The 13350-nt window shown below is 59.5% G+C and carries 9 protein-coding genes and 1 tRNA gene; all 10 read left to right on the forward strand.

Translation table 11 applies throughout. The annotated features are described in order from the left end of the window. Positions 1 to 1403, forward strand: a 1403-nt coding sequence (rpoD, locus tag D8U70_RS11495; RefSeq protein ID WP_130928914.1) for an RNA polymerase sigma factor RpoD, incomplete at its 5' end; no start/stop codon positions are given. A 126-nt stretch (positions 1404 to 1529) separates the two neighbouring features. Beyond that, on the forward strand, positions 1530 to 5276 hold the full coding sequence (locus D8U70_RS11500) for a bifunctional diguanylate cyclase/phosphodiesterase (protein WP_130928915.1): 3747 nt from the start codon (positions 1530 to 1532) through the stop codon (positions 5274 to 5276). 15 nt (positions 5277 to 5291) lie between these two features. After that, positions 5292 to 5368: transfer RNA gene (locus tag D8U70_RS11505), tRNA-Ile, on the forward strand. Positions 5369 to 5647: 279 nt separating this feature from the next. After that, a complete protein-coding gene (locus D8U70_RS11510) occupies positions 5648 to 6088 on the forward strand; it encodes a hypothetical protein (RefSeq protein ID WP_130928939.1) in 441 nt (146 codons plus the stop codon). A gap of 306 nt (positions 6089 to 6394) precedes the next feature. After that, complete coding sequence (locus D8U70_RS11515) at positions 6395 to 6856, forward strand: Lrp/AsnC family transcriptional regulator (protein ID WP_073476545.1); 462 nt, start codon at positions 6395 to 6397, stop codon at positions 6854 to 6856. A 215-nt stretch (positions 6857 to 7071) separates the two neighbouring features. Next, entirely contained in the window at positions 7072 to 8754 is a 1683-nt protein-coding gene (locus tag D8U70_RS11520) for an NAD(P)/FAD-dependent oxidoreductase (RefSeq protein WP_024014552.1), read from the forward strand. Positions 8755 to 8766: 12 nt separating this feature from the next. Continuing rightward, the gene (locus D8U70_RS11525; RefSeq protein ID WP_130928916.1) at positions 8767 to 9561 is read left to right on the forward strand and encodes a carbon-nitrogen hydrolase family protein; all 795 of its coding nucleotides are present in this window, start codon (positions 8767 to 8769) and stop codon (positions 9559 to 9561) included. Positions 9562 to 9599: 38 nt separating this feature from the next. Beyond that, positions 9600 to 12011 (forward strand): pyrroloquinoline quinone biosynthesis protein PqqF, encoded by a 2412-nt coding sequence (gene pqqF / locus D8U70_RS11530; RefSeq protein ID WP_130928917.1) that lies wholly within the window; start codon positions 9600 to 9602, stop codon positions 12009 to 12011. Positions 12012 to 12167: 156 nt separating this feature from the next. Continuing rightward, positions 12168 to 12242: a pyrroloquinoline quinone precursor peptide PqqA gene (gene pqqA / locus D8U70_RS11535; protein ID WP_003444522.1), complete on the forward strand. Its 75-nt coding sequence runs from the start codon at positions 12168 to 12170 to the stop codon at positions 12240 to 12242. Between the two features lie 81 nt (positions 12243 to 12323). After that, on the forward strand, positions 12324 to 13235 hold the full coding sequence (gene pqqB, locus D8U70_RS11540) for a pyrroloquinoline quinone biosynthesis protein PqqB (RefSeq protein WP_130928918.1): 912 nt from the start codon (positions 12324 to 12326) through the stop codon (positions 13233 to 13235). Positions 13236 to 13350 lie beyond the last annotated feature (115 nt).

Consider the following 13350-nt stretch of genomic DNA (forward strand, 5'->3'; position numbering starts at 1 on the left):
AGTACACCCGCGTCACCACCGAAGGTGGTCGCCTGTCCGACGTCCTGAGCGGTTATATCGACCCGGACGACGGCATCGCGCCGCCTGCGGCAGAAGTGCCGCCACCGGTCGACCCGAAAGCCGTCAAGGCTGACGACGATACCGACGACGATGATGCCGAATCTTCCGATGACGAAGAAGAAGCAGAAAGCGGTCCGGATCCGGTCATCGCGGCACAGCGCTTCGGCGCCGTCGCCGACCAGATGGAAATCACCCGCAAGGCCCTGAAAAAGCACGGTCGTCACAACAAGGCAGCGGTTGCCGAGTTGCTGGCCCTGGCCGAGCTGTTCATGCCGATCAAACTGGTGCCGAAGCAATTCGAAGCCCTGGTCGAGCGTGTTCGCAGTGCCCTGGATCGTCTGCGTCAGCAAGAGCGCGCGATCATGCAGCTGTGCGTACGTGATGCACGTATGCCACGCGCCGATTTCCTGCGTCAGTTCCCGGGCAACGAAGTCGACGAAAGCTGGTCCGACGCGCTGGCCAAAGGCAAGAGCAAGTACGCCGAAGCCATCGGTCGCGTGCAGCCGGACATCATCCGTTGCCAGCAGAAGCTGATTGCGCTGGAAACCGAGACCGGGCTGACCATCGCAGAAATCAAGGACATCAACCGTCGCATGTCGATCGGTGAGGCCAAGGCCCGCCGCGCGAAGAAAGAGATGGTTGAAGCCAACCTGCGTCTGGTGATCTCGATCGCCAAGAAGTACACCAACCGCGGCCTGCAATTCCTCGATCTGATCCAGGAAGGCAACATCGGTCTGATGAAGGCGGTGGACAAGTTTGAATACCGTCGTGGTTACAAGTTCTCGACTTATGCCACCTGGTGGATCCGTCAGGCGATCACTCGCTCGATCGCCGACCAGGCCCGCACCATCCGTATTCCGGTGCACATGATCGAGACGATCAACAAGCTCAACCGTATTTCCCGGCAGATGCTGCAGGAAATGGGTCGCGAACCGACCCCGGAAGAGCTGGGTGAACGCATGGAAATGCCTGAGGACAAGATCCGCAAGGTATTGAAGATCGCCAAAGAGCCGATCTCCATGGAAACCCCGATCGGTGATGACGAAGACTCCCATCTGGGCGACTTCATCGAAGACTCGACCATGCAGTCGCCAATCGATGTCGCCACGGTGGAAAGCCTGAAGGAAGCGACTCGCGAAGTGCTGTCCGGCCTCACTGCCCGTGAAGCCAAGGTACTGCGCATGCGTTTCGGTATCGACATGAACACCGACCACACGCTCGAAGAAGTAGGCAAACAGTTTGACGTAACGCGTGAGCGGATCCGTCAGATCGAAGCCAAGGCGCTGCGCAAGCTGCGCCATCCGACGCGAAGCGAGCATCTGCGCTCCTTCCTCGACGAGTGATACCAGAACCCCCGGCCCAGGCCGGGGGTTTTGTTTTATGGCAGATTAAATGCCCCGCTCCGCCCTCCCCACCGCGTACCCCGTCTACACTCGAAACAATCATCCCCAAGCCGTGACGAGAGCGTTATGCCCAGACTGGCGCCCGTGCTTTTTCTGCTGTCATTGATGATCTGCACCGCCACGGCTGACGCGCTGACTCTCACCGATGAAGAACGCAGCTGGCTGGCGGCTCACCCTGACTTGCGCCTGGGTGTCGACGCGTCGTGGCCGCCTTTCGAATTTCGGGACGACCAGAACCGCTATCAGGGTCTGGCCGCTGACTATATCGACGTGATTCGCCAACGTCTGGCGATCAAGCTGACGCCGATCGAACCGGCAAGCTGGACGGTGGTGCTGGAGCAGGTGAAAAAAGGCAAGATCGATTTGCTGCCAGGGATCATGTCCACGCCGGAGCGCCAGAATTACCTGGCATTTACCCGGCCGTACCTCGACTTCCCGATCGTCATCCTTGCCCATGTCGGCGGCGCCCAGCCGCGCAAACTCGACGACCTGTACGGTCTGAAAATCGCCGTGGTGGAAAACTACGCCCCCCACGAACTGCTGCGTACTCACCACCCCGATCTGAATCTGGTCGCCATGCCCAATGTCAGCTCGGCGCTGCAAGCTTTGGCGACCGATGAAGTAGACGCGGTGGTCGGCGATCTCGCTTCCAGCGTGTGGAGCCTGCGCCAACTCAAGCTCGACGGACTTTACGTCAGTGGCGAGACACCGTATCGCTATCAACTGGCGATGGCCGTGCCCCGCGACAACAAGATGTTGGTGGGCATTCTCGATAAAGTTCTTGCCGACATGACGCCGGCGGAAATCAGCAGCATCCAGGAACATTGGGTCGGTAATGTGCTCGACCACCGCACGTTCTGGTCAGACCTGCTGATGTACGGCCTGCCCGGCCTGTTGTTGCTGATGACCATCCTAGCCGTGGTGATTCGCATCAACCGCCGACTGAGCTCGGAAATCAGCCGGCGCATCGACCTTGAGCAGGAATTGCGCAGCAGCGAATATCACTACCGCGGCTTGGTGGAGAGCTTGTCGGCCATCGCCTGGGAAGCGCGGATGAGCGACTTCACCTACAGCTATGTTTCGCCCCATGCTGAAGACTTGCTCGGGTATCCACAGTCTCACTGGCTGATTCCGGGTTTCTGGCACAACATCATTCACCCGGCCGACCTGACCCGCACGCAGAACTATTGCAGGGAAGCGCTGCGCCAGGGCCGCGATCACATCGTCGACTATCGCGTAATCACCGCCGACGGCCGCTGCCTGTGGGTACGCGACATTGTCAGCCTGATCGAGCATGGCCACGAACCGGTGATGCGCGGGTTGATGATCGATATCAGCGAAATCAAACGCACCGAAGAAGCGCTGCGGCTGTCCGAGCAGAAGTTCGCTTCGGTGTTCGAGCAATGCCCGGACATTCTGGTGATTGCACGCCTGTCCGACGGCTGCCTGCTGGAGGTCAACGAGGCCTTCGAGGAGCAGATCGGCCTCAGGGCCGAGGACGTGATCGGCCAGACCGCCACCAACCTCAATATCTGGGGCATCCCCGGCGTCGGGCCGGGCCTCTTGCAGCGTTTGCAGGCCGGCAGTATCCGTAATCTGGAAATGCCCTTTCGCCGCAACAACGGCCAGTTGTTCACCGGGCTGATTTCCGCCGAGCCTTTCGACCTCGATACCACGCCGGCGCTGGTAGTCGTGGTGCGCGACATCAGCCAGCTCAAGGAAACCCAACAGCAACTGCAAACTTCTGAAGAAAAATTCGCCAAGGCTTTCCATGCGTCGCCCGACGGTCTGTTGCTGTCGCGTCAGAGCGACGGCCTGCTGTTGGAGGTCAACGAGGGCTTCAGCCGCATCACCGGTTTCAACAGCGCCATGTCGGTGGATCGTTCGACGCTGGATCTGGGTATATGGGTCAACCTCAACGAACGCAAACAGATGCTCGACCTGCTGCAACGCGACGGTTTCGTCCGCGACTTCACTTGCCACATCCGTCGCAGCGACGGGCAGATTCGCCTGTGCGAAGTGTCCAGTCGACCGCTGCCGATTGGCGACGAGGATTGCATGCTGACCATCGCCCGCGACATCACCGAACGCCATCTCATGCAGGAAAAACTGCAGCAGGCCGCCACCGTTTTCGAGAGCACCGCCGAGGGCGTATTGATCACCGATACTCAACAACACATCAGCGCCGTCAATCGTGCTTTCACCGAAATCACCGGTTACAGCGAAAGTGAAGCGCTGGGCCACACGCCACGCTTGCTGGCCTCAGGGCTGCATGACAGCGCTTTCTACGCAGCGATGTGGCATCAATTGACCGACGAGGGACACTGGCAAGGCGAGATTTCCAACCGGCGCAAGAACGGCGAGCTGTACCCGAGCTGGCTGACAATCAGCGCGGTGCGCAATCGCGACAAGTTCATCACTCACTTCGTCGCGGTGTTCGCCGATATTTCCAGCCTCAAGCACGCCCAGGCCAAACTCGATTATCAGGCCCACCACGACCCGCTCACCGGTTTGCCCAACCGCACCTTGTTCGAGAGCCGCCTGCAAATGGCCCTGACCAGCCAGCAGGAAAATGGCGGCCAGGGCGCGGTGCTGTTTCTCGATCTCGACCGTTTCAAACACATCAACGACAGCCTCGGCCATCCGGTCGGCGACCTGTTGCTCAAGGGCATTGCCGTGCGCTTGAAAGAACAACTGCGCGATATCGACACGGTCGCGCGATTGGGCGGTGACGAGTTCATCATCCTGTTGCCAGGCTTGCAGCAAGCCAGCGACGCCGACAACATCGCGACGAAACTGCTCAACTGCTTCGGTGCACCGTTCCAGGCCGGCGAACACGAGTTCTTTATCAGCGCCAGCATCGGCACCAGCCTCTATCCCCGCGACGGTTGCGATGTGGCCACCTTGGTGAAAAACGCCGACGCGGCGATGTACCGCTCCAAAGCCAAAGGACGCAACCGCGTCGAAAGCTACACCCGCGACCTCACCGCCCAGGCCAGCGAGCGCATAGCGCTGGAGCACGAACTGCGCCGTGCCATCGAGCGTGATGAGCTGTTTCTCTATTACCAACCAAAAATCAGCCTGGTCGACCACAGTCTGGTCGGTGCAGAGGCGCTGATTCGCTGGCGCCACCCAACCTTCGGCGATGTGCCGCCCGAGCATTTCATTCCGTTAGCGGAAGAAAACGGCATGATCCTGCAGATAGGTGACTGGGTGCTGGAGACCGCTTGCCGGCAGATGTTCGAGTGGAACGAGATCTACCAACCGTTGGGGCCGCTTTCGGTAAACCTCGCCGGTGCGCAATTGCGTCAGCCCAACCTGTTGGTGCGCATCGAACAACTGCTCAAGGACAACCGCCTCAGGCCGGATTTACTGCAACTGGAAATTACCGAGAATTTCATCATGAGTCAGGCCGAAGAGGCGCTGGCGGTGCTGCACCAACTCAAACACCTCGGCGTGCAACTGGCGATCGACGACTTCGGCACCGGCTACTCCTCGCTCAGCTACCTCAAACGCCTGCCGCTGGACATCCTCAAGATTGATCAATCCTTCGTCCGCGGACTGCCTGACGACCCCCACGACGCAGCGATCGTACGCGCCATCATCGCGCTCGGTCGCAGCATGCAATTCACCGTGATTGCCGAAGGCGTGGAAACACAGGCGCAACAACAATTCCTCGCCGCAGAAGGTTGTGAACAGATCCAGGGCTACATCGTCAGCCTGCCGCTGCCCCCGGAGGAATTCGCCGCGACGTTTCTGCATGTAACCGTATCGGATTTTTCGGATAGCACAGCCGCGAAACCGTCGCTATAATCCGCGGCCTACTGAGGGCCTATAGCTCAGTTGGTTAGAGCAGAGGACTCATAATCCTTTGGTCCACGGTTCGAGTCCGTGTGGGCCCACCAAATTGAAAAGCCGCGCTGAATGCGCGGCTTTTTTGTGGGCGAGTGGTTGGGTTTCGTCTCGACGGGCGCAATGTTCGGAAGACCTAACCAGAGCTGTAGGAAAGATCCTAAGCTGCGGTTTTGAGCGGTTAGACATCTGTTGATGATGTCTTCGCAGGGATACTCTCGAGACGTCGCTGCTTATCAGCGACCGGGCTTGGAAATCCCTAGAAATCAATACGTCCGGCGACAGTAACAATGGAATGGAAAGACCTGATTATTGGCGGACGCAGATATTGCATGGCGCATCTACAGCCTTTTGAACAGACATTTGAAGTGGCGGAGCAGCAGCTTGTCGTCAGGTTTGAATTCGGGTTCCACTGTTTCACCGATGACAAAGGTCACGGCCTGCCACTAAGACACAGAGGAGAAGTCCGGTATTTTTGTGCAGACCGCCACTACTACAGCAGCCAGATCACGGAATACCTGCAAAAACGCTTTTTTAAAGGCTTGGCTGTGCCCTTCTACGTCGAAAACAGTCAGCGCTATTACTGCCTTGATTTGCATGATTACGCGGTCTTTTTTTCGATCAGCAAGCCGCAAAATGCAACGAACTTTCTCAAACTCCGGATTATTTCCGCCTACGAGGTCGCTGAATGGGGACGCTCGAAGCTGCCGAAAGGAAAACCACATAACGTCCGCTACATTCTGGAAATGCGTAACGCGGGGAAATCCGTGTGAGAGAAAGCAAAAAGCCCCGATGCTTGCGCAACGGGGCTTTCTGTAAATCTGAAATATCGGCCTGTCCTTTTACGGTTTCCCGCTTATCCCGCTCACTGGCTAGGAGTGGCTCGCGCCACCGAAATCAACACCCTTTGCTTGCAAAGTTCCGGTCTGTGCTGACGTGCCGATCATAGCCCTTGAACCTGACAAGAGCAACCGTCACAGCCGTTATCCCTCCCTTCGAGCGATAGGTTCCAAATATGCCCCAATGCGCTTGACCCTGTACCATCGGCAATCTCATCGCCCACGCCATCGGAGCCTCCCTTGCCAGACACTCGCCACCCCAGCCTCGACGAAATCGACCGCCAGCTAATCGCCGCGCTGCAAATCAACGCCCGCGAAAGCGTGGCCATGCTCGCCCGTCAGCTAGGCATTGCTCGCACGACGGTGACGTCGCGTCTGGCCCGGCTGGAAAAGGCCAAGGTAATCACCGGTTATGGCGTGCGCTTGGGTCAGCGTGTGGTCGATGGTGGCTTGCAAGCCTACGTCGGGATCAAGGTGCAGCCGCGTTCCGGCAAGGACGTGCTGCGGCGCTTGAGTGCGATGGCGCAGGTGCAGCAGCTGTGTGCGGTGAGTGGCGAGTTTGATTATGTGGCGTGGTTGCGCACCGATTCGCCGGAGCAGTTGGATCAATTGCTGGATCAGATTGGCAGCGTCGATGGGGTGGAGAAAACTACGACTTCGATCATTCTGAGCAGCAAGATTGATCGCGGGCAGCCGGTCTGAGCATTGGCCGGGCATTCTGGCTGAGCCGCTTAGCAAGCACGCCCGCTCCCACTTCTTTGGTCGGTATGCAGCCCGCAATCGTCAGTCTGCACAACAATCAGGCAAAACGACGACACATTGCGTCTTATTAACGCGCTCCACGCTCCCTAGAATGGCTGGCATCTTTTCCTATACTCAGACGCGAATCCTGCGTCGGGTCGCCAACAAGGTCAGCCATGAACAAGAACAATCGCCATCCTGCAGACGGAAAAAAACCAGTCACCATTTTCGGTCCGGACTTTCCGTTCGCGTTTGACGACTGGATCGAGCATCCCGCCGGCCTGGGCAGCATTCCCGAGCAGCACCATGGCGCTGAGGTGGCGATTGTCGGCGCGGGTATTGCCGGTCTGGTGGCTGCGTATGAACTGATGAAACTCGGTTTGAAGCCGGTGGTGTACGAGGCGTCGAAACTCGGTGGTCGTCTGCGCTCGCAGGCCTTCAACGGCACCGATGCCATCGTCGCCGAGCTCGGTGGCATGCGCTTTCCGGTGTCCTCCACAGCGTTCTACCACTACGTCGACAAGCTCGGCCTGGAAACCAAGCCCTTCCCCAACCCGCTGACCGGCGCTTCAGGCAGTACCGTGATCGATCTGGAGGGCGAAACCTATTACGCCGAGAGCCTGAAGGATCTTCCTGCATTGTTTCAGGAAGTGGCTGACGCCTGGGCAGATGCGCTGGAAGCCGGTTCGCAGTTCTCCGACATCCAGCAAGCCATCCGTGATCGCGATGTGCCGCGCCTGAAAGAGCTGTGGAACAAATTGGTGCCGCTGTGGGACGACCGGACTTTTTACGACTTCGTCGCCACCTCGAAAGCCTTCGCCAAATTGTCGTTCCAGCACCGTGAAGTATTCGGCCAGGTCGGTTTCGGCACCGGCGGCTGGGATTCGGACTTTCCCAATTCAATGCTGGAAATCTTCCGCGTGGTAATGACCAATTGCGACGATCACCAGCACCTGGTGGTCGGTGGCGTCGAGCAGGTGCCGCAGGGCATCTGGCGCCATGTGCCGGAGCGCTGCGTGCACTGGCCGGCCGGCACCAGCCTGAAATCCCTGCACCGTGGCGCGCCGCGTTCCGGTGTGAAGAAAATTGCTCATGCACCGGAGGGCCGTTTCGCCGTTACCGACAACAACGGTGACACCCGCGAATATGCCGCCGTCCTGACAACCTGCCAGAGCTGGCTGCTGACCACTCAGATCGAATGCGATGAAACCTTGTTCTCGCAGAAGATGTGGATGGCCCTCGACCGCACGCGCTACATGCAGTCGTCGAAAACCTTCGTGATGGTCGACCGGCCATTCTGGAAAGACAAGGATCCGGAGACCGGCCGCGACGTGATGAGCATGACCCTCACCGATCGCCTGACCCGTGGCACCTATCTGTTCGACAACGGCGACGACAAGCCGGGGGTGATCTGCCTGTCTTACTCGTGGATGAGCGACGCGTTGAAAATGCTCCCGCATCCGGTGGAAAAACGCGTTGAGCTGGCGTTGAACGCGCTGAAAAAGATCTACCCGAAAGTAGACATCGCCGCGCGGATCATCGGCGACCCGATCACCGTGTCGTGGGAAGCCGATCCGTATTTCCTCGGTGCCTTCAAAGGCGCCCTGCCCGGCCATTACCGCTACAACCAGCGCATGTACGCGCACTTCATGCAGGACGACATGCCGGCCGAGCAGCGCGGGATTTTCATCGCCGGCGACGACGTGTCGTGGACACCGGCGTGGGTCGAAGGCGCAGTGCAGACTTCGCTCAACGCGGTGTGGGGCATCATGAAACATTTCGGCGGATCCACACATAAAGAGAACCCGGGACCGGGTGATGTGTTCAAAGACATCGGCCCTATCGCCCTGCCCGAGTAAGAGGATTCCCCGATGCGCGTAGCCGTTTACCAATGTCCACCGCTGCCACTGGACCCCGCCGCCAACCTGCAGCGCCTGCATCAGGTGGCGATGGAGGCCAAGGGCGCCGACCTGCTGGTGCTGCCGGAGATGTTCATGACCGGCTACAACATCGGCGCCGAAGCGGTCGGCACGCTGGCCGAGGTCTACAACGGTGAATGGGCGCAGCAGATCGGCCGGATTGCCAAGGCTGCGGGTCTGGCGATCGTTTACGGTTATCCGGAGCGCACCGCCGACGGTCAGATCTACAACGCCGTGCAACTGATCGACGCCCATGGCGAGCGCCTGTGCAATTACCGCAAGTCACACCTGTTCGGCGACCTCGACCGGTCGATGTTCAGCCCCGGTGACTCCGATTTGCCGGTGGTTGAATTGAACGGCTGGAAGCTCGGCTTCCTGATCTGCTACGACTTGGAGTTTCCGGAAAACGCGCGGCGCCTGGCCTTGGCCGGCGCCGAGCTGATCGTGGTGCCGACGGCCAACATGATTCCGTTCGATTTCGTTGCCGATGTCACCGTGCGTGCCCGCGCCTTCGAAAACCAGTGCTACGTGGCTTACGCCAATTACTGCGGCCATGAAAGCGATATTCAGTACTGTGGGCAAAGCAGCATTGCCGCGCCGGACGGCAGCCGCATCGCCCTGGCAGGTCTGGACGAAGCGTTGATCGTCGGTGAACTGGACCGCCAATTGATGAACGACTCACGTCAGGCCAATCGCTATCTCAGCGATCGCCGCCCGGAGCTTTACGGCGCGCTCAACCGCCGCTAATCCGCTAGCATGGGCACTTCATTGTTCTGGAAGTGCCCATGCCCGCGCCGACTCATCTCCGCCCCCACTCTGAAACCCTGGCCAACGGCCTGCGCGTGACCCTGCACCACGTGCCCGGTCTCAAGCGCAGCGCTGCCGCGTTGCGCGTGGCGGCCGGCAGCCATGACGTGCCATTGGCATGGCCGGGGTTGGCGCATTTTCTTGAGCACTTGCTGTTTCTCGGCACTGAGCGTTTTCCCACAGACGAAGGGCTGATGGCCTACGTGCAACGTCACGGCGGCCAAGTGAATGCCAGCACCCGTGAGCGCACCACGGACTTTTTCTTCGAGTTGCCTGTGTCGTCCTTCAGCGCGGGGCTCGAGCGTCTGTCAGACATGCTCGCCCGGCCACGTATGAATCGGGACGATCAACTGCGTGAACGGGAAGTGCTGCAGGCCGAATTCGTCGCCTGGTCGCAGGATCCGACAGCGCAGCAGCAGTTTGCCTTGTATGAAGGTTTGCCAGCGGAGCATCCGTTGCGCGGGTTTCATGCGGGCAATCGGGACAGCTTGCAGGTCGAATCGCCTGGGTTTCAGTCGGCGCTGAAAGATCTCCATCAGCGGTTTTATCGAACCGGGCAAATGACCCTCAGTCTGGTCGGGCCACAAAGTATCGATGAGCTTCGGGAGCTCGCGCAGCAATTCGCAGCGGTGTTATCGGTTGGGGATAAAGTTGCCCAGGCCGCACCGCCACCGTTGGCAGTGAAAAGTTATCAACAGGTCGGCGCTCACACGAACCTGTTATTTGCTTTCGACGCGTTGCCCGAGTCATCCGCCGAGGCGATGGCTTTTCTCTGTCATTGGTTGAAAAGCGCAAAACCTGGTGGATTGCTCGCATACCTGCATCAACAGAATCTGGCTGACAGCCTGAAAGCCACGCCGCTTTACCAGTTCGCCGGCCAAGCGCTGCTGCATCTTCAATTCAATGCTGGCGGCGACCGCCTGGATACCATTCGCGAACACCTGCTGGATTGGCTGAGCTTCTTCGCCCGTCAGGACTGGACGCCGTTGCGCGAGGAATACGCCGCCCTGCTTCAGCGCCAGCAGCAAGTCAGCGGCGCGTTGCAACTGGCGCGAACCGACATCGAGCAGCAAGCATTCGGCCTGTCCGAATCCGGCGCTACCGCACTTGAGCACATCCTTCGCGAAATCGGCGTTGTGGATAACTTCAGCGATCATTGGCATCTGCCCGCCGCCAACCCTTTCTTGCGCGCCAGTGAACCGCTGGCCAACGCCGGGCTGATTCGCGGCCAGACCAGCGCCCACCGTGGCCTGCGCACGTTCGCCCAGGATCGCTCGCGCAGCCGTCGCGAACGTTCGCCGATGCATTTCAGTCAGGCGCTGCCGGACAACAGCGATGAAGGCGCGATCTGTCTGCGCTGGCAGGTCGAGGCGGCGGCCAGCGCAGATCTGCTCTCCAGATTGCAGCGCAGTCTGCGCCAGACCCGACAGGATGCGTCCGAAGCCGGAGTGGACTTGTCTTTCAGCGCCGCAGGTAACCAATGCCTGCTGAAAATGACCGGATTACAGGAACCGATGCCCAGTGTCCTCAAGCATGCGCTGAAATGTCTGACGATGATCGACGCCGATTCGCCGCGCGACGCGGTGCAGATACCGTCGATGCCGATCCGCCAACTACTCGAAGCGTTGCCAGAGAAATCCCTGCCCACGATTGGAACCAGCGAGGACGCCAATCAGCTGTGGACAACTTCGCGCTGGGACGGCCTCGCTCTAGGCCTCAACCAACAAACCCAATCAGCCTTGGGCCTGGCGCTGAGCCGCATTCCCGGCACACCTGACAATCAGCTAGCGGTGACACCGATCGCCCAAGCCCAGTACCACTGGAGCCAGATCAACACGGCCTCCAGCGAACACGCCTTGCTGCTGGTCTGCCCGACTGCCAGCCGCGACATCGCTGATGAAGCAGCATGGCGCCTTCTGGCTCAGGTGTGCCAGACGCCTTTTTACCAGCGCCTGCGCGTCGAACTGCAATTGGGGTACGCCGTGTTCAGCGCGCTGCGTCAGTTGCACGGCATGACCGCGATTGTCTTTGGCGTGCAATCGCCGACGAACCCGGCGGGCAAGTTACTCGAATACATTCAAGAATTCTTCAACGGCATTCCCGCGTTGATCGAAACGCTCGATGACGCAAGCCTCAAGCAGCAGCGCCAAAGCCTCGCCGGTCAGTTCGACGACGCCACACTGTCCACCAAGGATGCTGCCGAGCTGCTGTGGCAGGGCAAACTCGCTGGCCATTCGTCGGATTACCGTGAGCAGTTGGTCGCGGCGATCCAGCAGCTGAATCGTCAGGCTTTGCTCAATGCTGCGCAGCGTCTGATCAATGCCGAGGGCGGCTGGCATTGCCTGGTCAATGAATCGATGCTGGACGCGCCGTGGCGCGCGACAAACTGATCTTTACCGAGGCTGCAAGGAGCTTTCTCAAAGATTCACGGGTCACGCCGTTGAAATTTTGAGTAACATAGCCGCCTAACTAATTGGAACATCCTCGCGCTGCCGTGGACTATACCTATGGATAGCGCTATCCCAACCCTCAGAAGGAGACATCTCATGGCCTGGACCAAACCTGCTTACACCGACCTGCGTATCGGCTTCGAAGTCACCATGTACTTCGCCAGCCGCTGAGTTCTGCTTACGCAGAATCGCAGTGCAACGCCTCGGCTCGCCGAGGCGTTTTATTTTCCGCGTTGAAATGATGGAGCGTTCATGTTCGTCCAGATTCTGGGTTCGGCCGCCGGTGGCGGTTTTCCGCAGTGGAACTGCAACTGCGTCAATTGCGCAGGCTTTCGCGACGGCAGCCTGAACGCCAAGGCCCGCACCCAATCGTCCATCGCCATTTCCGATGACGGCGTGAACTGGGTGTTGTGCAATGCCTCGCCGGACATCCGCGCGCAACTGCAAAGCTTCGCCCCGCTGCAACCGGGCCGCGCCCTGCGCGACACCGGCATCAGCGCGATCATCCTGATGGACAGCCAGATCGACCACACCACCGGCCTGCTCAGCCTGCGCGAAGGCTGCCCGCATCAGGTCTGGTGCACGGACATGGTTCACGAAGACCTGAGCACCGGTTTTCCCCTGTTCAAGATGCTCACCCACTGGAATGGCGGGCTGGACTGGAACCGTATCGAGCTCGATCAGAGCTTCACCGTAGCGGCCTGCCCGAACCTGCGTTTCACCCCGCTGCCATTGCGCAGCGCCGCGCCGCCGTATTCGCCGCACCGTTTCGATCCGCATCCGGGCGACAACATCGGTTTGATCGTTGAAGACCTCAACACCGGCGGCAAGCTGTTCTACGCGCCGGGGCTGGGCAAGGTCGATGCGCCGCTGCTGGAAATCATGGCGGGCAGCGATTGCCTGCTGGTCGACGGCACGCTGTGGGATGACGATGAAATGCAGCGCCGTGGCGTCGGCACCCGCACCGGTCGCGAGATGGGCCACCTGGCGCAGAACGGCCCCGGCGGCATGCTCGAAGTGCTGGAGCAGTTGCCCGAGCAGCGCAAGGTACTTGTCCACATCAACAACACCAACCCGATCCTCGACGAGGATTCCCCGGAGCGTGCGGAGCTGGTGCGGCGTAATGTTGAAGTGGCGTTTGATGGCATGAGTATTGTGTTGTAGCGACCGGCCTCTTCGCGAGCAAGCTCGCTCCCACATTGGATCTGTGCCGTACACAAAACCTGTGGGAGCGAGCTTGCTCGCGAAGGTGTCCGAATAGACACCCAGGATTTCAACG

Source organism: Pseudomonas sp. Sample_20 (assembly GCF_004307585.1).
Lineage (GTDB): Bacteria > Pseudomonadota > Gammaproteobacteria > Pseudomonadales > Pseudomonadaceae > Aquipseudomonas > Aquipseudomonas atacamensis.

Coding starts and splice junctions, on each gene's coding strand:
- D8U70_RS11500 (WP_130928915.1), top strand. CDS start 1,530: ATGCCCAGACTGGCGCCCGTGCTTTTTCTGCTGTCATTGATGATCTGC.
- D8U70_RS11510 (WP_130928939.1), top strand. CDS start 5,648: ATGGCGCATCTACAGCCTTTTGAACAGACATTTGAAGTGGCGGAGCAG.
- D8U70_RS11520 (WP_024014552.1), top strand. CDS start 7,072: ATGAACAAGAACAATCGCCATCCTGCAGACGGAAAAAAACCAGTCACC.
- D8U70_RS11525 (WP_130928916.1), top strand. CDS start 8,767: ATGCGCGTAGCCGTTTACCAATGTCCACCGCTGCCACTGGACCCCGCC.
- pqqF (WP_130928917.1), top strand. CDS start 9,600: ATGCCCGCGCCGACTCATCTCCGCCCCCACTCTGAAACCCTGGCCAAC.
- pqqB (WP_130928918.1), top strand. CDS start 12,324: ATGTTCGTCCAGATTCTGGGTTCGGCCGCCGGTGGCGGTTTTCCGCAG.